At 43.1% G+C, this 25,596-nt stretch carries 23 protein-coding genes; 13 read left to right on the plus strand and 10 right to left on the minus strand.

What is annotated here, in order from left to right:
* Positions 1-14: 14 nt before the first annotated feature.
* From EAG18_RS02590 to EAG18_RS02605, 4 genes are all read right to left on the minus strand, one after another.
* On the minus strand, positions 15-1,049 hold the full coding sequence (locus tag EAG18_RS02590; protein ID WP_125250852.1) for a S66 peptidase family protein: 1,035 nt from the start codon (positions 1,047-1,049) through the stop codon (positions 15-17).
* A gap of 71 nt (positions 1,050-1,120) precedes the next feature.
* The gene (locus tag EAG18_RS02595) at positions 1,121-2,326 is read right to left on the minus strand and encodes an FAD-dependent oxidoreductase (RefSeq protein ID WP_125250853.1); all 1,206 of its coding nucleotides are present in this window, start codon (positions 2,324-2,326) and stop codon (positions 1,121-1,123) included.
* Positions 2,313-3,722 (minus strand): NAD(P)/FAD-dependent oxidoreductase, encoded by a 1,410-nt coding sequence (locus EAG18_RS02600; protein WP_275557212.1) that lies wholly within the window; start codon positions 3,720-3,722, stop codon positions 2,313-2,315. Before EAG18_RS02600 ends, EAG18_RS02595 begins: the two co-directional genes overlap by 14 nt.
* Positions 3,722-4,033 carry a 2Fe-2S iron-sulfur cluster-binding protein gene (locus EAG18_RS02605; protein WP_125250854.1) on the minus strand — a complete coding sequence of 104 codons (312 nt, stop codon included), beginning with the start codon at positions 4,031-4,033 and terminating at the stop codon, positions 3,722-3,724. The genes EAG18_RS02600 and EAG18_RS02605 overlap by 1 nt, the downstream gene beginning before the upstream one ends.
* A gap of 376 nt (positions 4,034-4,409) precedes the next feature.
* On the opposite strand from EAG18_RS02605, the gene EAG18_RS02610 reads away from it, so the two are divergent.
* Complete coding sequence (locus EAG18_RS02610) at positions 4,410-4,637, plus strand: helix-turn-helix domain-containing protein (RefSeq protein ID WP_125250855.1); 228 nt, start codon at positions 4,410-4,412, stop codon at positions 4,635-4,637.
* A 109-nt stretch (positions 4,638-4,746) separates the two neighbouring features.
* On the opposite strand, the gene EAG18_RS02615 is transcribed toward EAG18_RS02610, so the two are convergent.
* Both EAG18_RS02615 and EAG18_RS02620 read right to left on the minus strand, forming a co-directional pair.
* Complete coding sequence (locus tag EAG18_RS02615; protein ID WP_125250856.1) at positions 4,747-5,493, minus strand: SDR family oxidoreductase; 747 nt, start codon at positions 5,491-5,493, stop codon at positions 4,747-4,749.
* A 32-nt stretch (positions 5,494-5,525) separates the two neighbouring features.
* A complete protein-coding gene (locus EAG18_RS02620) occupies positions 5,526-6,014 on the minus strand; it encodes a winged helix-turn-helix transcriptional regulator (protein WP_125250857.1) in 489 nt (162 codons plus the stop codon).
* Positions 6,015-6,418: 404 nt separating this feature from the next.
* On the opposite strand from EAG18_RS02620, the gene putA reads away from it, so the two are divergent.
* Positions 6,419-10,222 (plus strand): bifunctional proline dehydrogenase/L-glutamate gamma-semialdehyde dehydrogenase PutA, encoded by a 3,804-nt coding sequence (gene putA / locus EAG18_RS02625; RefSeq protein ID WP_125250858.1) that lies wholly within the window; start codon positions 6,419-6,421, stop codon positions 10,220-10,222.
* 74 nt (positions 10,223-10,296) lie between these two features.
* On the opposite strand, the gene EAG18_RS02630 is transcribed toward putA, so the two are convergent.
* On the minus strand, positions 10,297-10,551 hold the full coding sequence (locus tag EAG18_RS02630; protein ID WP_125250973.1) for a helix-turn-helix transcriptional regulator: 255 nt from the start codon (positions 10,549-10,551) through the stop codon (positions 10,297-10,299).
* 227 nt (positions 10,552-10,778) lie between these two features.
* Between EAG18_RS02630 and EAG18_RS02635 the strand changes: the two genes are divergently transcribed.
* Together EAG18_RS02635 and EAG18_RS02640 are read left to right on the plus strand one after the other, a co-directional pair.
* Positions 10,779-11,462 (plus strand): S24 family peptidase, encoded by a 684-nt coding sequence (locus EAG18_RS02635; RefSeq protein WP_125250859.1) that lies wholly within the window; start codon positions 10,779-10,781, stop codon positions 11,460-11,462.
* A gap of 14 nt (positions 11,463-11,476) precedes the next feature.
* A complete protein-coding gene (locus EAG18_RS02640) occupies positions 11,477-12,112 on the plus strand; it encodes a LysE family translocator (RefSeq protein WP_125250974.1) in 636 nt (211 codons plus the stop codon).
* A gap of 214 nt (positions 12,113-12,326) precedes the next feature.
* Here EAG18_RS02640 and yegD read toward each other — a convergent pair whose 3' ends face one another.
* Entirely contained in the window at positions 12,327-13,685 is a 1,359-nt protein-coding gene (yegD, locus tag EAG18_RS02645) for a molecular chaperone (protein ID WP_125250860.1), read from the minus strand.
* Positions 13,686-13,926: 241 nt separating this feature from the next.
* Here yegD and EAG18_RS02650 point away from each other — a divergent pair, with 241 nt between their 5' ends.
* From EAG18_RS02650 to EAG18_RS02690, 9 genes are all read left to right on the plus strand, one after another.
* Positions 13,927-14,709: a sporulation protein gene (locus EAG18_RS02650; protein ID WP_125250861.1), complete on the plus strand. Its 783-nt coding sequence runs from the start codon at positions 13,927-13,929 to the stop codon at positions 14,707-14,709.
* Positions 14,710-15,195: 486 nt separating this feature from the next.
* A complete protein-coding gene (locus tag EAG18_RS02655) occupies positions 15,196-16,137 on the plus strand; it encodes a CHAD domain-containing protein (RefSeq protein WP_125250862.1) in 942 nt (313 codons plus the stop codon).
* A gap of 23 nt (positions 16,138-16,160) precedes the next feature.
* Complete coding sequence (locus EAG18_RS02660; protein ID WP_125250863.1) at positions 16,161-17,060, plus strand: DUF350 domain-containing protein; 900 nt, start codon at positions 16,161-16,163, stop codon at positions 17,058-17,060.
* A gap of 3 nt (positions 17,061-17,063) precedes the next feature.
* On the plus strand, positions 17,064-18,800 hold the full coding sequence (locus EAG18_RS02665) for a polyamine aminopropyltransferase (RefSeq protein WP_125250864.1): 1,737 nt from the start codon (positions 17,064-17,066) through the stop codon (positions 18,798-18,800).
* A gap of 80 nt (positions 18,801-18,880) precedes the next feature.
* Positions 18,881-19,294 (plus strand): DUF2170 family protein, encoded by a 414-nt coding sequence (locus EAG18_RS02670; RefSeq protein ID WP_125250865.1) that lies wholly within the window; start codon positions 18,881-18,883, stop codon positions 19,292-19,294.
* Positions 19,295-19,309: 15 nt separating this feature from the next.
* Positions 19,310-19,999, plus strand: coding sequence for a PspA/IM30 family protein (locus EAG18_RS02675; RefSeq protein WP_125250866.1), 690 nt, complete (start codon positions 19,310-19,312; stop codon positions 19,997-19,999).
* 69 nt (positions 20,000-20,068) lie between these two features.
* Positions 20,069-20,707 (plus strand): DUF4178 domain-containing protein, encoded by a 639-nt coding sequence (locus EAG18_RS02680; RefSeq protein ID WP_125250867.1) that lies wholly within the window; start codon positions 20,069-20,071, stop codon positions 20,705-20,707.
* Positions 20,704-21,030 carry a hypothetical protein gene (locus EAG18_RS02685; RefSeq protein WP_125250868.1) on the plus strand — a complete coding sequence of 109 codons (327 nt, stop codon included), beginning with the start codon at positions 20,704-20,706 and terminating at the stop codon, positions 21,028-21,030. Before EAG18_RS02680 ends, EAG18_RS02685 begins: the two co-directional genes overlap by 4 nt.
* Positions 21,031-21,436: 406 nt before the next feature.
* Entirely contained in the window at positions 21,437-22,621 is a 1,185-nt protein-coding gene (locus tag EAG18_RS02690) for a cellulase family glycosylhydrolase (protein WP_125250869.1), read from the plus strand.
* 64 nt (positions 22,622-22,685) lie between these two features.
* Here the strand turns inward: EAG18_RS02690 and EAG18_RS02695 are convergent, their stop codons facing one another.
* Positions 22,686-23,165 carry an FKBP-type peptidyl-prolyl cis-trans isomerase gene (locus EAG18_RS02695; protein WP_125250870.1) on the minus strand — a complete coding sequence of 160 codons (480 nt, stop codon included), beginning with the start codon at positions 23,163-23,165 and terminating at the stop codon, positions 22,686-22,688.
* Positions 23,152-25,578, minus strand: coding sequence for an ATP-binding protein (locus tag EAG18_RS02700; RefSeq protein ID WP_125250871.1), 2,427 nt, complete (start codon positions 25,576-25,578; stop codon positions 23,152-23,154). Before EAG18_RS02700 ends, EAG18_RS02695 begins: the two co-directional genes overlap by 14 nt.
* Positions 25,579-25,596: the final 18 nt, after the last annotated feature.

Below are 25,596 nucleotides of genomic sequence, written 5' to 3' on the forward strand. Positions count from 1 at the left end.
TCGAACATGAGCCATTAGAGTAAGTCAAATACCGGCTCCATCGCCTCTAGACTGAAGTTGTCCAGATCCAAGCGGTGCTGTATTCCTAACGGCAAAATCCACTGCGGATCGGTATGGCCAAAATCAAGCCGAGTGATAATAGGTAAATCCTTACAGCCAAACTCATCGCGAACCACAGATACAATCACATCATCAAGCGCCGTCATCTCCTGCTCGCTGTAATCCCGAGCGCGGCCAATCATCAAGCCGGATATTTTTTCAAACACGCCCATTACGCCATAGTTACGTAACCAAAACCGAACGTAGTCTTGACTGGGTTTATCCTCAGAGGTTTCTAAGAACAACAATTTTCCCTGCCAAAATGAGGGGGATGGCCAGTATTTCGTGCCTTTTAGCATCTCCATCACTTCAAAACAGCCGCCAAATAGTTGCCCTTCTACTTGTCCCGTCCCTTGCAGTACTTTTGGGCCATTTGTCGCGATTGTGGGAAGTAATTTACCTACATTTTCTGGTATCGCCCACTCTGGATAGCCATGAGAATAGCTTTTAAATATTGGATAGTGGATTTCACCGAACAGTGCCTGCGCTAAATATGCTTGATATTCAGCACTAGCGTTGTGGTACTGGGAGAAACCGGCCATGACCGACGGGCCGTTAAAGGTGACTAGGCCCCATTGGTTCAGGAGTGTAGTGAGGGTAGAAAAGTCAGAATAGCCCATCATAAATTTGGGATTATTGATGATAACGGATTTGTCTAAATAAGGCAGGATCCGCGCTGAATCGGAGCCACCAATAGAAGAAATTATCCCGGCTATATTCTGATCTGCAAAGGCGTCATTAATGTCCTTTGCGCGTAGCTGCGGCGATGAAAAAATCACATCTGCGGCCAGTCGCGTCGAAGGCATCTCTACTACATTCAGCCCAAGCGAACGCAGGTTTTTTACGCCTTGCTCAAAAATGTGGGGAAATGTGCCTGGGCCTCCCCAGCTAGGCGATACCACTGCGATGGTATCGCCTTTGTTTAGCCTCTTTGGCTTGAGTAACTGCACCGTAAATTTAACCTTAATAGCGCTTTTGGTATGTACTACCTATATCCTATTAAAGCATCTAAATCAACTGGTTAGTCAAACCTCTCAACTCGAAATGGAGTTAGGTCAACGGAGGTTGGATTACCCATAACCAACTCTGTTATCAGCTTACCTGTGATTGCAGACATAAGTATTCCTGTTCTGAAGTGGCCACAGGCATTGATATACCCTTCTACACCGTCTACATGTCCTAATATTGGCAGCTCATCAGGCGTACCTGGCCTGAGCCCAGCCCAACATCGCTTTATACTCGACTCTTTCAATACGGGTAAACACTTCATTGCACCTTGAGACAAGGTTTGAATTTTGTCTAGGCTATTGGTCGTATCAAAGCCTTTTTCTTCTGTTGACGAGCCAATTAAGATCTCTCCATTGTCTTTTTGGGCAATATAACAATCGCTGGTACTAATACAGCCATTCAATACCTTGGGCATACGCTCTGATAAAACAATTTGCCCTTTCACTGGGTATACCGGCATGTGCTTATCCGTTGCTTGATGATAAATCTCATCAGCCCACGCACCAGCGGCGTTAACCAGCGTATTACAATATAGGGTATCCGTTGGTGTTTTTACCCCGATTACCTTGTGACCATCACGTAAGACTTCGACTACTTCGGTATTTAAAAAAAGCTCAACACCATTTTGACGCGCCCCTTCTGTGTAGGCGTCAACCAAGCGGTATGGATTAACTTGGTGATCGCAAATAAAGTCTATTGCACCAATTGCATCAGGCGTAATATAGGGCTCTTCTTCTCTTAATTGTTGCTGATCTAACCACCTTATTTGCGAAGATAAATGTGGGATCCCAGAAACAATACTGTCTGCGTAAACTTCATCATCACGATTGTACATTATGAACTTGAGCCCAGTCCGCTCAAATTTAAAATCCACTTCGTGTCTTGTAAGCATTTCTTCGTGAAGCGCTGGATATAGCTCATTTGACTTCAATGCTAATTCAAAAAAGCACTCGGGCAGCTGATGTGGTCGCAATGTTTCTGCGGCGGCGGTGTCACCTTCACTTTGCAATTTCGACAGCGTTTTAAAAAAGATGACCCCACAACCAAGCCCTACAGACTCGCCGATTGCCCACAGCCCACCAGCTGAAGCACGCGACGCGTTTCCAGGCTTTTTTAAGTCTACTAGTGCTATCTTCAAGTCAGTATCACGGCTAAGAAAATAGGCACAAGCAGCCCCTATCACTCCGCCACCGGCAATAACGACATCATACTGCTTCATTATTATTCTCCAGTAATGTAAATGGTATTGGATCGAGCGGAAATCTGGGTCTGATCACCCCAAGTGTTTCAATGTGCCCTTCTGCATGTAATCTATCTAGCGCATAGCTTGAACACATCTTTCCTTGGCAATCTCCCATGCCAATTCGGGTTCTCATCTTGATACTAGATAGGTCTTTTGCACCTTGCGCTAATGCGACATCCAGTTGTTGGCGTTTTACTTGCTCACATCGGCAGATAACAGTATCAGGTTTAGTCAGAGCTAATAACCCTTCACGTCTTGCCGAAAAGCGGTCAAATCCGGCTCTAAACTTTTGCACTTGTTTACGTTGACGTTTTAGTTTGCGCATTCTGCGATGATACTGTGCTTCATTAAAGCAGTGCTGTTCATAAGCCAGTGCTGTCGCCGCAATTTTTCCTTCAATAATGGCAGCTTCGGCACCTAACAAACCATTACCATCACCACAAACATATACGTCATCTAGGCTACTTCGCAGGTTGTCATCAAGCATTGGTATGTAACCATTAGTACCAGTATATTGATGCGAAAGTCCTAGCAACATCGCCAACTGGGTTCTTGCAACAAATCCATACCCTACACCAAGGCTATCAACTTCTAAGTGCTGCGCTTTTGAGACATTAGCATGCCAATTCTCATCAAATGGTGCCACGGTGATCCCTGATAGTTGGCTTTGACCTYCAGCTTTGACAATACCGTATCCATACTTGAACGGAATTTGATGCTTTTTCAAATACGCCAACATACTTAAACCAGACAAAGTCAGCGTTGGCCGCTGCAAAAGTGCAACGGTTTCTTTTGCCAAATCGCTAAAACGGCTGGCTTCAAATACGCCAACAACTTGCGCTCCCGCTTTATGTAGCTGACAAGCAACCAAAGGCAATAGCGGCCCAGTTCCCACCAACGCAACTCTACGCCCAGGGCGGACTAAACCACTTTTTAGCTGCAACTGCATCCCACCCATTAACATCACACCGGGTAATTGCCAACCATCAAAAGGGACACTACGTTCATGGCAACCTGTCGCGAGAACTAGCTTGTTATATTCAATTTGTGTGATTTTCTCTTGAGATTGTAATAACAAACAATTCTTACCCTCAGGACCAAGTACTTTGGTTTGAAGTTGCAGTGTTATATCCTGTTCATACTGGGAGTATCGAACTTTAAGTGCCGCCATAGAGCGCTTCAAATTTTCATCCAAATGTGGCAATTTCGTGGTCTGGCGTAACGGCCCCCGATAAATTACCCCTCCGATTTTTGAAGCCTCATCAATTAAGGTACTTTTTAGTCCATATTTAGCCAGCTCTGCCGCGCAGCTCACACCCGCAGGGCCTGCCCCAATAATAACTATCTTTTCTGGTTGGTCAGCAGCCATCATCAAGCTCCCACCTGCTTAAAACGATTTTGTTTTGTTTCAATTTGCATATTTGGTTGCACCAAAGTTTGACAGGCTTTTTGTTTGTGTTGTTTATTAATAGTCACCTGACAACAGTGACAAACGCCCATCCCACAGTAAGCGCCTGACACCACTTGACGATCATTTTCCATAATCTGTTTGTAATTTGCTGCCAATAAAACCGATAGGACCGTTTCGCCATCACAGGCGTTAACTGCAATTTCATCAATTTTGATTTTGAACTGCAAACCCTCTGGTTCCGTTATATCTTGTGTTCTTGATAGTTCCGACATGAAACATACTCCTTCAATAAATTCGCACAAATTTTACTACTTAAACTTAAAAAATAAACATTTTATTTACTTTATTTACTGCAATTTGATCTGAATTAAACTTATAACTTGACCGCTATAACTTTGATCAATTCGGTGCAATGTATGCTTTGTTATCACTAAAGTTGTGCAATCCACGTGAACAAATAAGAATAAAAAGCATATAAATCATAGGTTTGAGTTTTGGCATGGTTCTTCCTTATTCCCTGTTGCATTCACACAAGGAGCAACATCATGAATACCATCTATCAAACTATGTATTTACTTTGGCATGTTGACGTTAGTGTCTGGCCCATACATGACACGACAATTACGCTCAGCAAAGAGGAGTAAATTTATGACAAACTCAAAGTTAAAAACTGCAATACGTGCAGTTAAAAGTGACATGCTCACCCCATCACAAGCGGCGCAGACTTTTGGCATCCCAAAGCGAAAGTTATATGATGCGCTGCGCCAGTCTGATAAAAAACAGCAAACACATTGGCAAAAACTGATGCAAGAAAAAGCCAACCTTGAGCGCAGCTTGGCCAAGGTTAATAGGGAGTTATATGAAAAGTTTATCTAGAGCAGCTGTATGAATAACAGCATACGAAGCACCTTAATTAACAATAATAAAGTTAGGACTTTCGTTGGTGAGCGTGGTGGCTGTCATGCTCACCATCTTTTACTGCACGTTACTTACCACCAGCCAGATCAATAAATCCACCAGTTGTAAAACTTGCTTCATTACTGAGTAACCAAGCGATCGCATTGGCAACTTCTTCTGCGGTTCCACCACGTTTTAGCGGCAGTGCACTTGCAAGCCTATCGACTCTTTGCGGCTCACCACCATCAGCGTGAATATCGGTATAGATACAGCCTGGCCTGACACCATTTACGCGGATCTGCTCCGCGGCGAGTTCCAAAGAGAGACCTTTAGTAAAACTGTCTATTGCCCCCTTGGCCGCAGCATAGTCCACGTATTCATTAGCGCCACCTAAATAAGAAGCTGCCGACGATACATTCACAATAGCGCATTGTGATGGATTAGCGCTCAAACGCATGTGCTTGATAGCTTCACGCGCACAAATAAAATAAGGAGTAACATTATGGGTCAGCATTTTATTGATGCGCTCTGCGCTCATGTGCTCTACTCTCGTCTGAGTACTCAACACACCAGCGTTATTGACCAAATGCGTTACCATGCCGATATCGGCTTTGATGTTATCAAACATCGTCACCACAGCTTGCTCATCGGTGATATCTGTTTGAACAACGTAAGCTTTACCACCACTGGTAATAATGCTGTTAGCGACGCTTTTTGCCGCTTGATGATTTTGTTTATAGTTGATGATCACCGTATAGTTACGTTGACCTAAAAGACGTGAGGTCGCAGCACCAATTCCACGACTCCCACCTGTAATAAGTACGACATTTTGCATTCACTATTCCTTTATTGGCTTAAACTAACATACTACTGGTAATTCAGCACTTCTACACCCATATCTTCTTTAACGTGTTCAATTACCATATACGTATGGTTAGTACCAACTCCCGGTATTTCAACAATTTGCCCCAACACTTCACGGTATTGGCGCATGTCCTGAACTCGGATTTTAACCAAGTAATCGAACCCTCCCGCCACCATGTCACATGAAACAACATTGGGAATGTGGACTATATGCTGTTTGAATACCTCAAATACCGCTTCTGTTGAGCTCTTTAACGTGATCTCTACATGTGCGACTAAATGCTGTCCTAATTTTGCCGCGTTTAATCTGGCGGTATACCCTTCAATATACCCTTCCGCTTCAAGTTTTTTTACTCGATCAAGACAAGGACTTGGGCTCAAATTTACCTCTTTTGCCAAATTTACATTGGAGATCCGGCCATTGCGTTGCAACGCATCTAAAATCGCTAAATCAATGCGGTCAAGTACCCGAGTTTTAATAGAAGTCGTCATATCAGCATAAAATTTTGTGAGGCTGTGAGATTACCCGCAAATTTACCGTATTCCTTAAAAATAAAACAGCATATTCTGCTGTCTTTTCGATAGAATGCCCGCGAAATTAACGATAAAAGACAACGCTGTACATTTCACGTTTTTACACAGCCTTGTTTGAACATTTACATTGTGCATTCTGGCTAAAATTTGAACGCATCTCTAGGTGTGTTATGGTTAGCAATGTGACTGCATCATTTTGTCGTAATTGCGTCTATCTATAAAAGTGGAACTACATATTAATCCAACCTGCCAGCTTGGGTATGCTTTTATTTGGAATGGTAGTGCCGAGTTCACGTTCAGTGTAACTTTTTAGGTAGATTCGAATTACATGTATTTTTGACTCCAATTTTTGAGGGTTGCTTATGCTTTATAACGGCGATTTGACAACTAACTGTCCTATCCGACAAAAGATCCGTGACTTTTACCGCATTGATGAAAACGCAGTAATTGATCATATTTTACCTTTAGCTGAGGTAGGCGTTACAGCTCGAAGCCGAGCATGGGAACGTGCACGTCAAATGGTTTTAAATATCCGTAGAGATCAAGATGGTCAAAACGGCGTTGACGCGCTTTTAAATGAATTCTCTCTTTCTACCGAAGAAGGCGTGGTGCTCATGTGCTTGGCAGAGGCCTTGCTTCGAGTACCAGACAAAGCGACACAAGAAAGCCTGATCCGCGACAAGCTGGCAAAAGGTGATTGGAGCTCACATTTAGGTAGCAGTGACTCGTTATTCGTTAACGCGTCAAGCTGGGGGCTATTAGTTACCGGTAAAATGGTGAACTACTCAGACAAAAATAAAGAAGAGCAATTTGGTGTGCTTAAGCGCACAATTGGTCGTCTTGGTGAGCCTGTTATTCGTAAGTCTGTGAACTACGCGATGAAGATCATGGGTAAGCAGTTTGTAATGGGTGAAACCATTCAAGACGCCATCGTTCGTGCAGCTGATAAAGAACAAAAAGGATATGTATACTCGTACGACATGCTAGGCGAAGGTGCACGTACGATGAAAGATGCGGATCGCTACTTCCAAAGTTATATGAGTGCAATCCACGCTATTGGTAAAGCGGCCAAAGGTCGTGGCCCGGTGAAAAGCCCAGGTATCTCAGTTAAACTTTCAGCGATTCATCCACGCTACGAATTTACACATCGCGATCGCGTGATGAGCGAGCTTGTGCCTAAGTTAAAAGAACTTGCCGTTGCCGCTAAACAATACGATATTGGATTTACGGTAGATGCTGAAGAAGCCGACCGCTTAGACATCTCATTAGATGTAATTGAAGCCGTATTCTCAGACGAAGCGCTTGGCGATTGGAACGGTTTTGGCCTTGCGGTACAAGCATACCAAAAGCGTGCTATTTTTGTAGTTGAGTGGGTTGCCGAACTGGCACGTCGCGTCGGCCGTAAATTAATGGTTCGCCTTGTAAAAGGTGCTTATTGGGATACTGAAATCAAAACCACACAACAAGATGGTCTTGAGCACTTCCCTGTTTTCACTCGTAAAGCAACTACAGATGTTTCTTATAAAGCCTGTGCTATCAAACTACTAGAAGCCCGCGATGTATTGTTCCCACAATTTGCAACACATAATGCGTATACCGCTGCGACTATCTTAGAAGTTGCCAAAGGCGACAATAAGGGCTTTGAATTCCAGCGTCTACACGGCATGGGTGAGTCTCTTTATGATCAAATCGTCGAAAACGAAGGTATTCAATGCCGCGTTTATGCGCCGGTTGGTCAGCACGAAGATCTACTCGCGTACTTAGTGCGTCGCTTGCTTGAAAATGGTGCTAACTCATCATTCGTAAACGCGATTGTTGATACATCTAAGCCGGTTGAATCATTGCTCCCAGATCCTGTAGAAACACTGCAAGGTCTACGTAACCGTTATAATACACAGATTAAATTACCAATTGAGCTGTATGGTGATGAGCGTCCAAACTCAAAGGGTAAAGATTTAACCGACATCAACGATTTAGCGCCGTTCAAAGCAAACCTAGACAATTGGTTTAACGAGCACCTGATCGACGAAGCTCAAGTACCTGACGGCCATCTTGCAGTAAGAAATCCAGCCAACCACAAACAGGTTATTGGTGCTGTGCCTTTACACGATGAAGCATATATGCAGAGTGTATTAACAAATGCAGATGCTGCATTTGAAAGCTGGTCACAGACATCTGTAGAAGAGCGTGCAAATTTACTACGCCGCACGGCTGACATTCTTGAGCGTCATCATGACGAGTTAGTTGCCATCTGTATTAAAGAAGCAGGTAAAGTCACTCAAGACAGTATCGATGAAGTGCGTGAAGCTGTTGATTTTTGTCGCTACTATGCAGCCCGCGCTGAAGAGCTGTCTAAAGACGAGCGCTTTGAAGCCCGTGGCGTGATTTTATGTATTAGCCCATGGAACTTCCCACTGGCAATCTTCTTAGGCCAAGTGGCTGCGGCTATTGTGACTGGTAACACCGTTATTGCAAAACCTGCTGAACAAACCAGTATGATTGCACTACGCTGTATCGAGTTGATGCACACTGTCGGCTTACCTCAGCACGTGGTACAGCCTGTTATCGCTCGTGGTAGCGAAGTAGGTAAACATATTGTACCAGATGAACGTATTCAAGCTGTGATGTTCACCGGCTCAACTGAAACTGGTACGCTTATCTCTCAGATCCTTGCTGAAAGAAACGACATTCAGGTTCCGTTAATAGCGGAGACCGGTGGTCAAAACTGTATGATCGTTGATTCAACTGCACTGCCAGAGCAGGTTGTGGATGATGTGATTTCTTCAGGTTTCCAAAGTGCGGGTCAGCGCTGCTCTGCCCTTCGCGTGTTGTTCTTACAAGACGATGTTGCCGACGGCATTATTGAGATGATCCAAGGCGCGCTTAAAGAGCTACATATCGGCGATCCATCGCTACTATCTACAGACGTAGGTCCAGTAATCGACGAAAAAGCACTGACGACATTAACCAAGCATGCAGAATACATGAAGGCTAATGGTAAGTTATTGTTTGAAGCGAAAATACCAGACAATAGTGAAAATGGCGCTTATTTCTTTGCTCCTCGCTTATATGAGATCTCTGATTTATCCGTATTGAAACGTGAAGTATTTGGTCCTATTGTTCACATTGTGCGCTTTAAGGCTGAAGACTTAGATAACGTTATCGATCAGATCAATGGAACCGGTTACGGCTTAACCATGGGTGTTCATTCTCGCATCGAAGAGCGCTGCGAATACCTAGCTAAGATGTCGCGTGCGGGTAACGTGTATGTAAACCGTAATATGATTGGTGCAATCGTAGGCGTACAGCCATTTGGTGGCCGTGGATTATCTGGTACGGGTCCAAAAGCAGGTGGTCCAAACTACCTACTTCGCCTAGTGAAAGAGAAAGCATCTCCTGACAACGTACAAATGACCGACCTCACACCGGATGAGCTGGAGATCCACCACTTCCCAGGTGCAGTTGAGCAGGTTGAAAAATTAATGCGAAACTCTATGCGTGACGAAAAAATTTGGCGTCGTACCGCATTGAATGATCGAGTTTCTGCGGTACGTCAGTTACTTGCCAAGGTAGCAACAGTCGATATTATCGACGAGTTAGCTGATGACCTTGCGCTAACCCTGTCTGATGCACGTGCTCAGTTGAACCGTTTAGAAAAGCGTATGCGTACTTACACCACACTACCGGGTCCTACAGGTGAATCTAATACCCTTCACCTTGAGCCTCGTGGTTGCGTTGTTGTGTATGCTGACAAGAGCACTTCATTTAACTTCTGGGCAATCTCTATTATCACCGCGCTTGCTGCAGGTAATACGGTTATTACCGTTGCATCAGACTTATTCTATGAAGAGGCATTAGCATTTAGAGATAAGTTTATCTCTACTGGTGTTGCTGAAGGTGTTTTCCAAGTAGCGAAGCAAAATCAGCTACAAGCAATCTTGGCACATCCGCACCTTTCTGGCGCAGTTGTGGCAGCACGTTCTTCTCGTTTAGGTTACTTCTCACAGCAACTAGCTGAGCGTAAGGGCGCAATTCTTCCAGTGATAAGTGCCGAGTATTACGATACCTTAATTAATCGCCTTGTGACTGAGAAAACCATCAGTATCGATACCACAGCCTCTGGTGGTAACACGTCACTGATGACACTCGTTGAAGACGAAGAGTAATACAGTGATCTTAATCGCTATGTCTACCATAGCGATGTCACCTACCGAAGCCAGCGGAAGCTGGCTTTAATTTTTTACGCAGCTGTTGCTGTTCTTAGCCCCACAATCACATGTACGATATCCATTAAATAGACATCTTCTACCAAAGCAACGACGTCGTTCCACTTAGGATTGTATTCATTATTTTCCCAGCGTCTTAATGTGCGCTCTTCTATACCATAGCTTGCCGCTGACTCTGCCTGAGTAAACCCGCGACTTTTACGAGCAAATCTTAAGATAGCTGCACCAAGTGGCGCACGTTCAGAAACTAATGGTTGGCTCATTAACATCACACTCATTCCTTAAAATATTGCGCAAATAAGCCAAAATAAAACTCATCACTTATTTACGCAAACACTGACTAATTGCATCAAATGCGTAATTTAATGAAGATAATAGATCTATTTTTTACGCATTACAACTAATAAGTGGATCTTTTTTGCGTCACAAATGATTTTACTTCGTAAAAAATAGCTCATATAATGAGGGACATGTATTATAACTAAAGAGGCAACGCATGGAACAAAGTCTCATGAGCTTAGCTGAGCGCGTAGAATATGCGATCAAGCCAGACAGCATTAGAGCTTTTGCGTTAAAAATTGATGTATCAGAAGGGACGCTGCGCAGAATATTAAAAGGCGAAGATCCTAAATTAAGTGTTATAGAGCGCATTGCAACGCAAGCAAATGTTGACCTAATGTGGTTAGTCACTGGCGTACCGGTTGACTGCAAAACGCCATCCCCAGTCATTCAGCAACATATTTCTCTAGATGAATTCAATGAAGACTTCGTTATTGTCCCTGGGTATCACGTTTCTGTTAGTACAGGACATGGTGCATTTAACCAAAGTGCAGAAGTCGCACGTTATCTCGCATTTAGAAAAAAGTGGATTGAATTTAAAAATCTCGACAAGTCACAACTCGTCGTGGTGTTTGCCAAAGGCGACTCTATGGAGCCTACCATTCATAATAACAACACCATATTAGTCGATCTCTCAGATAAAAAGCTCAGTGAGGGGCTGATTTACGTGGTGCGACTTGGTGAAGAGCTTTATGCCAAACGCTTGCAACAAAACTTTGATGGCTCAGTGCGCTTGATTAGTGATAATAAAGAGTACAAAGAGCAAGTCGTGATGCCGAATGAATTAGAGCAATTAGAGATCCTCGGCAAAGTGGTATGGATTGGTAAAGATCTAATATAACGATAAGCGCTATGATGCTAAACCCTGAATACTTATTCTCATTCTTAATCGCCAGCACCGTGATTGCTGTTGCGCCAGGCCCCTCTAACGCATTTTTGATGGCGCAAACTTTTACTAATGGCCGTGCTGCTGGCATGCAAAGCGCATTGGGCTTTGCACTCGGTGGCGTGATCCACACCATTTTCGCTGTGGTAGGCTTGTCAGCACTACTAAAAGCCTCAGAAACAGCCTATACCACAGTACAATATCTCGGTGCAGCTTATCTCGCTTATCTTGGCATCATAACGATTAAAGATACGTTAGGCCAAACCCAGCTGGCCTGTGAGGATAAACCGCATGTAAGCACAAAAAAGCCTAAAAATGTAATGCTGCAAGCCATGATGACGGAAATGTTAAACCCAAAGGTTGCACTCTTTTTTATCGCTTTTATTCCTCAGTTTGTCGATAGTAATTTAGCAACTTCAACCACGATGCAGTTGGCGATGTTTGGCTTGCTTTATCCTATCTTAGCCTTTCCAATAGACTGTATGTATATCTATGGCGGCGATAAAATTGCAGGATATTTTCGACAACATCCAGCCGCGCCCATTTGGATTGATCGTATTTCAGGATTAATTTTTATTGCGCTAGCTGTCAACTTATTACGCTAATTGATGGTACTTCTCGTTTTTAGGGGCTGTCATACCTATTAGCATTAATAGTTGCTCAATTTGAAGACGTCACGCTGATGCTAACTGCGTTAAAAATTTCCTATTTAGAACAGCTAAATAGCAAAGTTTTCGCCTTGCCTACATCCATGTCGGCAAGGAAAACTTCTTACCCCAAGTTCAGGTAAGTACTAAGACACATTGATGGCCGTAAGCGTTACTTAAATATTTTATCCGCCCACTTAGTTAACCCTGCCGTCACACTGCCAAAGTTGTCACCGTTAACCATCTCAATATCACCAATTTGCTGCGCAAGGGTTGCTTTAAGCAATGGTGACTGCGCACTACCACCGGTTAAATAGATCACATCAGGCTTTGCACCTGCTTGGCTTATCGCTTCTTTAGCAAGCGCTCCCATTTGCTCAAGATTTAACATCACGGCGTCAGCAAAATCTTGCTGTGAGATAGTTTGAGTTAAGTGTGCTTCAATAAAGCTCAGATCGGCGTTGAACTGCTCCTGCTCAGATAGCGCTATTTTGCCAAGCTCACCTTCGCGGACAACTTGATGGGTCAACTTATTTTGTTGAATGGTCAGTAACCGTGCCAGTTTGTCCGGCTCGGCAACGTCACGAAGCATGCTTTTTAGTTCGCGTGTTAGTTTATCGCTATAAAAATCTAGTTGTGACTGGATGTCATTAATTTTACATGCCTGCCAATATAGTTGACTCGGCATTGGCAGGCCTGAATTCATCTTTGAACCTAGCCCGCATAGCGGCATTAACTGATGATAAGCAAGAGCAATATCTAAATCATTACCCCCTACACGCTTTCCGGTGTGTGCCAAAAAGTCCTGTTGTCGCTGGTCGTTGTCGCGATAGCTCGGCCCCATACGCACAAAAGAGCAGTCGCTAGTACCACCTCCAATATCGACAACTAACACCAACTTATTGCGCTCAAGGCGACTTTCATATTCAATTCCCGCAGCTAAAGGCTCAAACAAAAAATCTACCCCTTGAAATCCTGCCCGTTTGGCTGCTGTAGTTAAAATGCTGATAGCCTGCTGATTACTCTCTTCGCCTCCGACGGATTGAAAGTTAACCGGGCGACCGATAACTGTATCTGTAAGTATTTGTTGTAATTGAGATTCGGCTCGTTGCTTAATCTCTAACATCATTGCCGTTGCGATGTCTTCAAAAAATGCAACTTGTTGTGGCTTAAGGCCAACAGCACCAAAAAAAGACTTGGGAGATTTAACGTAAAAGCCTTCTTCGGGAAATTCGATGTATTCGTTAATGGCTTGCTGGCCAAAAAATACGCCTGTCTCCTGCGAAGCAAGATCTAAATCACGTTTTGCCTGTTGAGCAACACTCAGTAAGCCTTGACGAGACTGAGCGTAGTCGGTATCCGTAATAGCAGCGTGGCGGTGCACAAAAGCGGGGATAAGTGCATTGTGCATAGTATACATAGTTGAAGGTAGGTAATGTTTATCTTGCTCAAGACGCAGTAATTCTACTTCACCATTTTTCATGACGCCCATTGCGCAATTGGAGCTACCGTAATCAAACCCGACTTTCATTCTCTACCTCGAACAACTGAAAAGTCGCGAAGTGTACCATGATTGAGGTTATTGTCAGATGAATTTATTAGCGCTGATTGGGTTAATGTTACGCCCTAATTTATCTTGTTGAAAAATAATACACAACCCAGAAAACAGCGTCTACGAAACAGAAAAGCATTTGACGAATCTCTATTAATTCCTATAATCGACACCGCAAAACTTTCCATGATGGAAGGTCATAACATAAATAAGGATGAATATGTCTTTCTTTAAAAAAGCCCTTGGGGCTGTCGGTATTGGCGCAGCAAAAGTTGACACCGTACTGGATCATCATCAAGCCGCTCCTGGCGAAGAAATCTCTGGCATTGTAAAAATCATTGGTGGCAAAGTTGCACAAGAGATCAACAAAATAGATCTAAAAGTAATGTGTAATTACACCGTTGAAAAAGAAGACAGTGAAGGTGAGACAATCACAGTTACTAAATCGCATACTCTCGCTGCATTTCATATAGATGAACAATTTACCATCGAACCTGGTGATGAAAAGCATATTCCATTTGCGCTCGATTTAGCTGAAGAGACTCCACTGACCGTGGGTCAGTCTAAGACGTGGATTGCAACTAACCTCGATATTGATATGGCACTTGATAAATCTGACCGCGACTATCTGCACATTGTGCCTTCTGAACTACAACAAGCCGTAATCGATGCGATGGAAGCCCTTGGTTTTAAACTTTATGAGTCTGATTGTGAAGGTATTGATGAAGTATCCTTTTCACGTCTTCCATTTGTGCAGGAATTGGAGTTTAAAACCATCACAGGCGATTTTCACGGTCGCTTTGATGAAGTCGAGATAGTCTTCTTTACCCGTGGCGAACAGCTAGAAGTTATTTTCGAAATGGATAGAAAAGCTCGAGGATTAAAAGGCTTTTTTGCTGAAGCCCTCGATCTTGATGAGTCTAAGTCAAGGCTATTAATAAGTGCAGAAGACATCGAAGCACTTGAAGACATCATCTACGACATGCTTGAGCAACATAGCTAAGCGAGTTGAGTAACAAGCAACCTCAGGTTAAATAGGCAGTAGTAATACCCATTTGACTTAATACTTGCTCAATTTGAAGGAGTAAATCTAACGCTAACTGCGTTAAAAATTTCTTATTTAGAACAACTAAATAGCAAAATTTTTGCCTGGTTATCGACAAGATTTTCTCGCCTCAAAATAGACCACTTAATTAAGAAAATTGGTATAACCTTATAACTACTGCTTTTTTGCCATATTAACAACAATACTTATAACAATAGAGTCTGTATGACGATAGTTTTTACTGTAATGCCATGCGCTTGTCATAATCAGCTGCTTAATTGGACAATATTGATGTTAGGAGTATAACTTAAGAAAACCCTCTCTCTGACTTATTGTTACAATTTAAGGCAATTAAAGGCTTGGTATTATAAAGCTTAATAGTTGACTTAAAGGCAATAAGGCAGCACATTAACACGAATGGTCAAGGTAGATTAGGTGACATGAATGTCCAACTTTAAAATTTGGCAATTAGTTAGCCTGCTGTGTGTAATGAGCTTTCTGCTAGGCTGTGAATCAAAAGAAGAGCGCCTCCAGCAAACCATCACACATACACTTCAAGACGCCTCAACAGCGATTAATACGTTGGGTACTGCGCTTGATAAAAAGCAGCTAAGAAATGCCAACCTATTGACTGAGTATGGCAAAGTACTCGCTCAGCAAAAACCTCAACTTAGTGAAATTGCTAAAATCATCGCACAAGATGCAACGAGCAGTGGCACACTTTATCAGAGTTTATTGACTCGTTATCAATCCCTTAAATCTCCAGCTCCGACAATGAGCAGCGACGATATCATTAACCAAGCAATACTGTTAAAAGAGGCAGCCTCAATTAGTCTGTTTAATGATGCACTAACCGATCCTATCAATGTGTTAGCGGATATGTCTGATGGTAAATTAGCCCGTGTCGGTGCTATCAGCCAACAGGCAGAACACATAACAAACAATGGTCAGGTAGCGGTGGGTAACCAGCTTGTCGGTAATGCAAACTATGGTGAATGGCAAACTGACTCAAATGGAACAAGCTTTTGGGTGTGGTATGGTGTTTATCGCATGCTTGGCGACATTGTCGGCGACGTCGAATATGGCCGCTGGAGTAAACATCGAAGATATAGCTATTACAGCGACTATGGTCGCCACAGATATACCAGCTATAAGAGCTACAAACGCCAAACTGAATTAGTAAAACGCACTAAGCAGTCCTATCAACGCCAAGGCAAACAATTTACTAGTCCTTATGCGAAGAAAAAAGCTGGCGCATCAGGGCTAAGCCGAAGCAGTAATACCCCATCGTCGGTTACGCGAAGCAGCTATTCAAGAGCTTCCAGTTCAGGCTCAATTCGCAATAGCTCAAGTAGAACCTCCCGCGGCGTAAGCCGGGGCAAATAGCGCATATATAGCGGAGTTAACACATGTATCAATTTAACGGATTAACAGCTTGGACTTTTCAAGCATTGCTAATAGATATGGCGGTGATCGTCGCGCTATTTGTTAGCTTAAAATATATTAAAGGCTTGGTGTCTAACCTCCACGCCAACGACGAGATCACAGAAAGAGACAATTTTGCTTTTGGCTTAAGCTTTGCAGCTGGGTTAACTGGTTTAGCTATCGTTATCTCAGGCATAACCAGTGGCGCATTTGCCAGTTCACTTGCTCAAGAAGCGATTCAAATGGCAGGTTATGGCATCGTGGGGATCGTACTGATTAAACTTGGTCACTTTTTTCAAGACAAAGTTGCGCTGCGAAAGGTCGACCTACATGATGAGATCATCAAAGGTAACGTCACAGCTGCACTTATCGACTTTGGCCATGTGGTAAGTGTTGCCATTGTGATACGCTCAGCCTTGTTATGGGTGCTTACTGAGGGATGGTATGGCTTACCCATCGTCGTTGCCGCTTTTGTTATCGGGAACATCTGTATGTTATTGGTAACTCAGTATCGTGTACAACTATTCAAACGCACCAACAAGAGTGGCGACTGCTTACAGCAGGCAATTAAAGACAACAATGTTGCTGTGGGGATCCGTTACGCTGGCTTTTTAATCGGCTCTGCTTTGGCGCTTACCGCAGCTTCGGGTATCGCTCCTTATGTGGCCGACGATATCAATGCTAGCCTGCTATATTGGAGCCTTTGTGCTCTTGGCAGTGTGCTGCTTTTTATTGTTCTACACTTGGTGATGATCAAAATCATCCTTGCTGGCAAAGATATTTCTGATGAAGTAAATAGACAAAAGAATGTTGGTGTTGCAGCCATTTCAGCGGCACTCTCTTTTGCGATTGGCTTAACGATGGCAAGTTTGCTAGGTGCCTAACTCTTGAGCGAAACAGCACCACAAACTTCAACAAAGGTGGCCGGCAACTGGTCGTTGCTCGGTCACGACACATTACTTATCGGCGTAATGGCTATTTTGGCTGGTTGCGGCCTTATTTACGAATACTTACTCTCCCACTATGCTGGACGCGTTTTAGGCTCTGTCGAAAGTGCAATTTATGCAATGATAGGCACCATGATAGTTGCCATGGGTATTGGCGCTTTCTTAGCTCGTTGGTTCAAGGATCCTTTTACAGCCTTTGCTTGGCTTGAAAGCTTAATCGCACTGCTGGGAATGAGTAGTATTTTGATCATTGCCAGCGTCATCGCGCTCACCTACACGCTGCCCCATACTTTATCTAGTATCTACAGCTTGCCGACAGACAGCCTGCTTGATGGCATGCCATTTGAGCAACTACAAGACTTTGCACGATTTCTTCCCTATGTATTTGGATTAATCTTAGGTATTTTTATCGGCATGGAAATTCCACTGATAGCGAGGATCCGTCAACAAGTATATGGCCGTTTTCTTGAAAATAACGCTGGTACTATTTATGGCGCAGACTACATCGGGGCAGGCGTTGGTGCAGCGATATGGGTGACCATTATGCTGGCACTGCCAATCATGCAAGCCGCGGCATGGACAGCACTTTTCAATATTATTGCTGGATTGATTTTTTTATGGCGCTATCAAGCCCATGTAAAGCTACCTAAACTACTTTTTGTCTGTCATTTTCTGTTACTAGGGATCTTTTTTATCATCTTAAATAATGGCTCTATTTGGATGAAAGACCTAAGCAATGTCTTGTACAAAGACAAAGTTATTTACTCAGAAGCAACCAAATATCAGCATGTTGTCATTACCGAGCGTTTGAGTCGCACACAGCCGACTCCCATTAATGACTTATTCCTAAATGGCCGACTGCAATTTTCGTCTGTGGATGAGCAAATCTACCATACCATGCTCGTCTACCCTGCCATGCTTGCTTCAAATCGTCGTGAAAATGTCTTGATCATTGGTGGTGGCGACGGGCTCGCATTACGCGATGTATTAGAATGGCCCGTAAAAAGTGCCACCTTGATAGATTTGGATGGGCAATTACTGTCGCTATTTGGCTTGGCGGATCAACCGTTTCCTCAAAAACCAGAGATCACAGCCAAACTGACTACATTAAACAAGGGGGCGTTAAACGATCCACGAGCTACTGTCATTGTTGCAGACGCATTTTTAGAAGTTGAAAAAATGCTCGATCAAGGGCGGCAGTTTGACACTATCATTATTGATTTACCCGATCCAAACCACCCTGATTTGAATAAATTGTACAGCGACTATTTTTACAACCATGTGCGTCAGTTACTCGCACCAGACGGCGCCTTGGCAATTCAATCAACTTCGCCCTACCATGCTAAAAAAGCTTTTATTAGTATCGCTAAAACCGTCAAGCATGCAGGCTTCACCCACGTGGAACAATATCAGCAAAATATTCCCTCATTTGGCCAGTGGGGTTGGACAATTGCAACCAGAGCAGGACAACCAGCAAGTGAAAGGATTCGTACTGTCAGGACGTTGCCTGTGGCAAGTAATTGGATCAATAAAAATTATTTATTGTCTACTTTTGCATTTCCAAATCACTTTTTTGATGACGCAAAAGATATAGAAGTCAATCAGTTAGGGACAGGAAAACTCTATGATTACTATCGCCAAGCATGGCAAACTGAAGATGAGTTGTACAAAAATTAACGCGCGGCCATTGACATAATATGTCTTACGTGCAAATCTTAACTCAGACATAATATGTCAATACGAAAAGGTAAATGAAGATGGAATTAAATGAACTATCAATCAAATTAGCATCATTTGAAACTGAAGGTGCTAACTTCGAATCATTCCTAATCGCTAATGAGGGCGAGCAGGATGTATTGCAAGTGATTGTTGACGGAAATGACGAATTACCGATTTTTGTAACTCAGACTGAAGAGCAACTAGTGTGTATTAGTTACTTGTTCAACGAAAATGAAGTGAAACCTGAGTTGCTCAACGAGTTAAATGAAGCATTATTAAAACTCAATGTGCCTATTCCTCTGAGTGCGTTTGCTAAAATTGATGAGCAGTATGCAATATTTGGTGCTCTAGCTGTTTCCTCCTCAATTGATGAAATCACGCACGAACTTGTCACCTTAGCAGATAATGCCATTGAAGCTTTAGATGCTGTGACTATGTATTTGAATGATTAGTATTGGAGTTGTGAAATGAGTATTTTAAAGAAATTATTTACTGCGGTTCGTGGTGGTGCGAGAGAAGTTGGTGAATCAATTGTTGATGCAAACGGCATCCGTATTTTCGAACAAGAGATTGCAGATGCCAAAAACGCGTTAGCCAAAGCAAAGAAAAGCCTTACTGAAGTGATGGCTAAAGAAATGCAAACTAAGCGCAAACTCGCATCGCTTGAAGACAGTATCATTGAACATGAAAACTACGCAGGTGAAGCACTAGAAAAGGGTAATGAAGCGCTTGCGGTTGAAATAGCAGAGAAAATCAGCGAATTTGAAGATGAGCGTGCAGAGCACCAACAAGTGCTAGATGGCTTTAGTAAACATGTAATCTTATTAAAGCAACAAATTAAAGAAGCCGAAAAGTCGATAAAGGAAAATCAACGCCAACTGACTATGGTTAAAACCACAGACAGCGTTCAAAAAGCGACCATGGCAGTGAACAGCACACTAAACACCAATGAGTCATCAATGGTAAATGCCCGTCAATCTCTTGAGCGTATCAAGCAGCGCCAACAAGATAGACAAGACCAACTCGCCGCGGCGAAAGAGCTAGAAGCAGCTGCCAGTGGTGCTGATTTAAAAGCAAAAATGGCTGAAGCTGGAATTGGCTCTACGCCAAAGAGCAACGATATTCTTGAGCGCATTAGAGCGAAGCAAAACAAGTAAACTTGCTATTTTTTAAGAAGGGAGGCCTAGCCTCCTTTTTATCATTTTTGATAAACCTATAGGTGCATCATGTTTGGTTTCTTTAAATCTAAAAAAACACCCGAGCGACAACTTGATCATGCCAAAGATCTAAAAGTTGGAGATATGCTCACTATCATTGATTCATTTGCATACCCAAGTTGGCTAAAAGGCAAAACACTCAAAGTGATTGGGGTGCAAACATATCAATATGAACGAAGTGCCGAATACGAATTTGTGCTTGAAAGTGATTCAGGCAAGGTTACTTTTTTACAGATAGAACAAAGCGATGGTGAAGAGTACGCCAACTTCTCAATCAAGATCCAACGAGAAGATGTCGATGCGATTTTCAGTCTTGATGAGTTCGCACGGATTTTTGATGAAGAGTCGCTGACTCACATTAATACCCAAGCCACACCTGAGCCGTTGGAGCGATTTTTAGGAAAAAGTTATCAGCAAAGTGAAGCTCCCTATGTTTGCTATTTTTATGACAGCGATTACCGTGACCGCACCTTACCACGCTATCAAGCTGAAAGTGGTGAAGCCTGTGAAGTCATAGAGCTTATTTCAAGCGATGAAAAATATGCTATCAACATCGAAGTCTGGGATGGTGGTGAAACGGATGTATCACTGACCATGTGCCGACCACTTAGCGATATTATAGATTTGTTTCCTGGAGCCAGCTCGTGACTGACAGAGAGAGTAAGTGGAAACGTCAGGAAGTTGCATTAAGGGCCACACAGATGGCCTTTGACTTAACCACTGAAGTGCAAAAAAGTATCAAAAAACAAGCAATAGATGAAGAGCTAACCCCATCGGATATGATAAGGAAGATCCTCGGTTTAGAAGTAAAATCTAAAAAAACGAGGCAACGGTTATCTTTCAATCTAACTGATGACGAAATCATGCTATTAGCTAAACGCTTTGATGTCGACCCTACCGATAAACGGGCCGTGAAGCAGCAAGTGGCGAGCATACTATTGAGTCGCTACACACAGAGCAAAACCAAGTAACTTGAGCTTTAGCGCTAACGGTGTTGGGTTCAGTGTCAATTCCCCGCTGTTGGTGCATAGACTCGCCTTGCCTACATGATGCAGGTAAATCGCATTCCCCACTCAAACCTCAGATTAAATAAATAATTCGTGGCGCTTTTTATCGCATGCGGTCAAAGAAAATAAGCCAGTTGTCTCATTCCCTATTCTAAGCCTAAGATTAGCCACTACTTTATCTCTGTTACTCTCTTTGGCACATATCTATCCAATTTTAATACTTTACGATCAGGTTCAGACTAAAGTCTAAGACGTACCTATATTTTCTTAGTTAGATTAGAGTGTGCTGGGCTAGATAATCGGAGCTTCAGATAATCAATGCCTTTCTAGCAGCCAGCAAAACAACAATACACATGTAAAGGACATTATAATGAAATCAATCAATTTAACTGCAGCCGCTGTGGCGGTAGGCCTTGGTATGAGTCAGGCACAAGCCATCACTTGTGATGGTATCAATACTTACCCTGACTGGCCACAAACAAACTGGCAAGGAGTCCCAACTCATGCCAATACCAATGATAAAATGCAACATCAAAATAAACTCTATCAAGCCAATTGGTGGACGCAGTCAGAGCCAGGAACCAGCTCGGCATGGCAATACTTAGGGCGTTGTGATAGCAATACTCGGATCACGCCTTTTGAACGTCATGGACAACTTTCAGTTTGTGATACTGGGCTTTGTAACGAGCGCCAAGAAAAAATTCAGTTACGCGGTATGAGTAGTCATGGACTGCAATGGTATGGACTGGAAAAATGCTTAACAGATCTATCACTCGACACACTTGCTGTTGACTGGCAAGCGGATATTATTCGCCTAAGCATGTACGTACAAGAAGGCGGATATGCTACGAATCCAGAGAAATTCACGGATGAAATGAATAAACTGATTGATATGGCCAGTCAACGTGGCTTGTATGTATTAGTAGACTGGCACCAACTTACACCTGGCGATCCAAACGCTAACCTTGAGCTTGCAAAGCGATTTTTCACCGATATAGTGACAGCAAACAAACACCGTAAAAATATCATCTATGATATCGCGAACGAACCTAATAACGTCACATGGACTACGGTACGTGAATATAGCGAACAGATTATTCCTGTGATCCGTGCCATTCAATCAGATGCTATCGTACTTGTTGGCACTCATGGCTGGGCAACCTTTGGTCATTCTAGCGGCGGCAGCGTTGAAGATGTGCTCAATGATCCGGTTCCATTCAATAACATCATGTATACCTTTCACTTTTACGCAGCATCACACCAAGACAGTTATCGCTCAGTCCTTGATAAGGCGTCAGATCTGCTGCCTGTATTTGTTAGTGAGTGGGGCGCACAAAACTATGATGGCGATGGTTCTAATGACCGAATTAGTACGCAGAAGTATATCGATCTGATGAAGCGCAAGAAGATCAGTTGGACCAACTGGAATTATTCTGATGACTTTCGCAGCGGCGCTATTTGGAAAAGAAATACGTGTGCCAATCAAAACTTCGTGGATAGTCAACTAAAAGAGTCCGGTGTCTGGCTTAAAGACTGGATTGGTGAAGGTAGATAATTGCCGCATTAAGTAACTCAGGTATACGCAGTGCTATGCGTATACCTTTATGATTGTAACCTTATTACTCTATCGCTAATAACTCGACTTCAAACACCAATAATGAACCGGGTTCGATTTTACCTGCTGCACGGTCACCATAGCCTAAATCAGGGCTAATCCAAAAGCGATATTTATCCCCTTCTGTCATCAGCTGCACCCCTTCTGTCCACCCTGGGATCACTTGATTAAGTCCAAAGCTAATTGGTTGGTCACGCAAAACAGAACTGTCAAATACGGAGCCATCAAGTAAGGTGCCATGATAGTGCACTTTCACTTTGCTCGTTGCACTGGGTTGTTTGCCGCCTTCGGTTTGCGTAATGATTTCGTACTGAAGACCTGAGTCAGTTTTATGTACTTCAGCACGCTTCTCATTCTCTTTTAAAAAGTCTATGGCTTGAACCCGATTAAGCTGGGCAAGTTGCTTTTGCTTTTGGCCACCTCGAAAAAACATTACCGCAATGACCAACGCTATAATAACAAGGATAATATTAGTTGTTGTCATGGCTTTCTTCTCCTTTGTCATCATCGCCGTTTACCACTTTTGCAATACGCTCTAGCTTCGCCATTGCAACCGCATTGATACTGTCTTCAGGATAGCCCTCTTCACTCAGCTCTCCTGCGGCTTTATTCATTAACAAACTAAGCGCTTCATCCACAGTAGCTACGGCATACACATGGAATAAGCCTTTTTCCACAGCGGCAATCACTTCGTCGTCTAATACTAAATTCACTGTATTTGACTCAGGAATGATAACCCCTTGCTTACCAGTTAGGCCGCGCATTTTGCAGAGTTTAAAAAAGCCCTCGATTTTTTCGTTGACACCACCAATAGCTTGTACTTCACCGTGTTGGTTAATAGACCCAGTTAGCGCCAGAGATTGATCGACCGGTAATTGCGTCACCGCCGATAGCAGCGCACAAAGTTCAGCAAGGGATGCACTATCACCATCGATAAAACCATAGTTTTGCTCAATGGCAATGTTGGCACTAAGCGTTAAACTAAAATCTTGCGCGTATTTATTACCTAGATACCCCGTCAGTAACATTACCCCTTTTGAGTGAATTGATTTACCTAAATCTACCTCACGTTCAACATCAATAACGCCATCTGCACCGGCGTATACCGTAGACGTAATACGAGCGGGAGTACCAAATGCGGTATCGCCAATATGCAGTACAGTTAGCCCGTTAACCTTACCGATAGCCGTACCTTCGGTTGCAATTAACGTATGTCCTTCTTGAATATCACTGAGCATATTTTCACTCAACTGACCTGTTCGATACTCTTTTCCAGCTATCGCCTCATCAATATGATTGGCAGCTATCTGATTGACACCGTCTTGTTTAGCATAAAAACTCGCTTCAGCCACCAGCTCTAAAACATCAGCAAAACGTGCAGAAAGCTTGCTATGATGCTCCGCTTGGCGATAACTAAACTTGAGCATTCGTGCCAACGCTGAAGAACTCAGTTCAATCTTCAAAGTCTCAGTACAATACTCCATCACTTTGGTGATGAATTGGTACTGCATTTTATCTGAACTCGGTAAATAGTAATCAAAGTCAGCCAATACTCTAAATAGCTCTGCAAACTCTTCATCGTATTCACCTATGGTGTAATACAAATCTCGCGAGCCAAGCAGGATTATTTTTACATCTAATGGTATCAACTGCGGCTTTAAGGTAAAGCTGCTACCAACAGAGTTATCTTGATATGGTAAATCATTTTTAATTTGATGGGTTTTTAGCGATAGCTTGAGGCCATCCCATACTTGCGCGTTGGCCAACACTTTTTCCGCATCCATGATCAAATAGCCACCATTAGCGCGATGTAAGGCACCAGCCTGTATAGAGCGATAGCTAGTGATCAGGTTACCCTGAGACGTTGCGTATTCTACCTTGCCAAAGATATTGCCAAAGGTAGGGTTTGGCTCGTATACAACAGGAGCAGGATCGTCTTCTTTAAATTCAACCAAAATATTGGGGGCAAAAAAGTCTGTTAGCATCCCTTTTGAATCAAAGTCATCTTTATTTTCATCATTACTACTGTCGTCATCTAACCAGTCTAGTACCGCGTCGACAATTTCAACTTTGAGATCTTTGAGATAACGCAGCACACCGATGTGCGCGGCATACTTGTGCTCAAGGGCTTTTAAAAGTGGCTTGGTCGCCATTTCAATGGTGGTCTTTTTAAGATTACGCAATCGCTCTGAAGATTCACGCTTCCACCTTGGCAACTCAATAAGAGATTCAATTAACGCATCTTCTAACGTTTCTATCGCTGTCAAAAAATGCGCTTGAACGTGCTCATCTAGTGCCGAAAACTCTGTATCGCTGAGTTGCTTACCCTCGACCACAGGCGCAAAGCCCACTGTACCTGTGTCTTCAATCAGTGCCACGCTCATATTGGTAGCTTGCTGCTCAACAGCAGTGATCGCAGCATCGTATTTTTGCTCAAACTCTTTATCTAATGACTTTTTCTTGCGTTGATAACCTGGATTGTCAAAAGCGGCTGGAAAAGTATCTAAGATTTCATCAATAAATGCGTCTATATCAGCTTCAAGCTGCTTACTCTCACCTGCTTGCATAAATAGTGCAATTGGCTCGCGGTGGTCGTCGTAATTATTAACGTACAACCACTCCTTAGGCGTTGGCTTTGTTTTACTGTGCGCTTCTAATTTATCTTTTACCATAGTAAAACGGCCTAATGCCGCCTCACCCATCACATAGACATTATAACCTGGTAACTCCATACCCAGAGCAAAGTCTAATGCGGTTTGAGCGCGCTGTTGGCCAATAAAAGGAAGTGCCTCTGGATACGGATTTTGGATACAATTTTCAATATGATTCAACGAAACCGATGGTGCAAGCTGGCTTGCCTGTAATGATTTTTCAGACGACAATTTGGATTTGGTCATTCTAACTTCTTTGTATTG

This window comes from Pseudoalteromonas sp. J010 (genome assembly GCF_003934235.1).
Classification (GTDB): domain Bacteria; phylum Pseudomonadota; class Gammaproteobacteria; order Enterobacterales; family Alteromonadaceae; genus Pseudoalteromonas; species Pseudoalteromonas peptidolytica.

Coding starts and splice junctions, on each gene's coding strand:
- EAG18_RS02655 (WP_125250862.1), top strand. CDS start 15,196: ATGTCCAACTTTAAAATTTGGCAATTAGTTAGCCTGCTGTGTGTAATG.
- EAG18_RS02620 (WP_125250857.1), bottom strand. CDS start 6,014: ATGACGACTTCTATTAAAACTCGGGTACTTGACCGCATTGATTTAGCG.
- EAG18_RS02670 (WP_125250865.1), top strand. CDS start 18,881: ATGGAATTAAATGAACTATCAATCAAATTAGCATCATTTGAAACTGAA.
- EAG18_RS02635 (WP_125250859.1), top strand. CDS start 10,779: ATGGAACAAAGTCTCATGAGCTTAGCTGAGCGCGTAGAATATGCGATC.
- EAG18_RS02680 (WP_125250867.1), top strand. CDS start 20,069: ATGTTTGGTTTCTTTAAATCTAAAAAAACACCCGAGCGACAACTTGAT.
- EAG18_RS02650 (WP_125250861.1), top strand. CDS start 13,927: ATGTCTTTCTTTAAAAAAGCCCTTGGGGCTGTCGGTATTGGCGCAGCA.
- EAG18_RS02610 (WP_125250855.1), top strand. CDS start 4,410: ATGACAAACTCAAAGTTAAAAACTGCAATACGTGCAGTTAAAAGTGAC.
- EAG18_RS02605 (WP_125250854.1), bottom strand. CDS start 4,033: ATGTCGGAACTATCAAGAACACAAGATATAACGGAACCAGAGGGTTTG.
- EAG18_RS02700 (WP_125250871.1), bottom strand. CDS start 25,578: ATGACCAAATCCAAATTGTCGTCTGAAAAATCATTACAGGCAAGCCAG.
- EAG18_RS02615 (WP_125250856.1), bottom strand. CDS start 5,493: ATGCAAAATGTCGTACTTATTACAGGTGGGAGTCGTGGAATTGGTGCT.
- EAG18_RS02640 (WP_125250974.1), top strand. CDS start 11,477: ATGCTAAACCCTGAATACTTATTCTCATTCTTAATCGCCAGCACCGTG.
- putA (WP_125250858.1), top strand. CDS start 6,419: ATGCTTTATAACGGCGATTTGACAACTAACTGTCCTATCCGACAAAAG.
- EAG18_RS02675 (WP_125250866.1), top strand. CDS start 19,310: ATGAGTATTTTAAAGAAATTATTTACTGCGGTTCGTGGTGGTGCGAGA.
- EAG18_RS02595 (WP_125250853.1), bottom strand. CDS start 2,326: ATGAAGCAGTATGATGTCGTTATTGCCGGTGGCGGAGTGATAGGGGCT.
- EAG18_RS02630 (WP_125250973.1), bottom strand. CDS start 10,551: ATGTTAATGAGCCAACCATTAGTTTCTGAACGTGCGCCACTTGGTGCA.
- EAG18_RS02695 (WP_125250870.1), bottom strand. CDS start 23,165: ATGACAACAACTAATATTATCCTTGTTATTATAGCGTTGGTCATTGCG.
- yegD (WP_125250860.1), bottom strand. CDS start 13,685: ATGAAAGTCGGGTTTGATTACGGTAGCTCCAATTGCGCAATGGGCGTC.
- EAG18_RS02660 (WP_125250863.1), top strand. CDS start 16,161: ATGTATCAATTTAACGGATTAACAGCTTGGACTTTTCAAGCATTGCTA.
- EAG18_RS02690 (WP_125250869.1), top strand. CDS start 21,437: ATGAAATCAATCAATTTAACTGCAGCCGCTGTGGCGGTAGGCCTTGGT.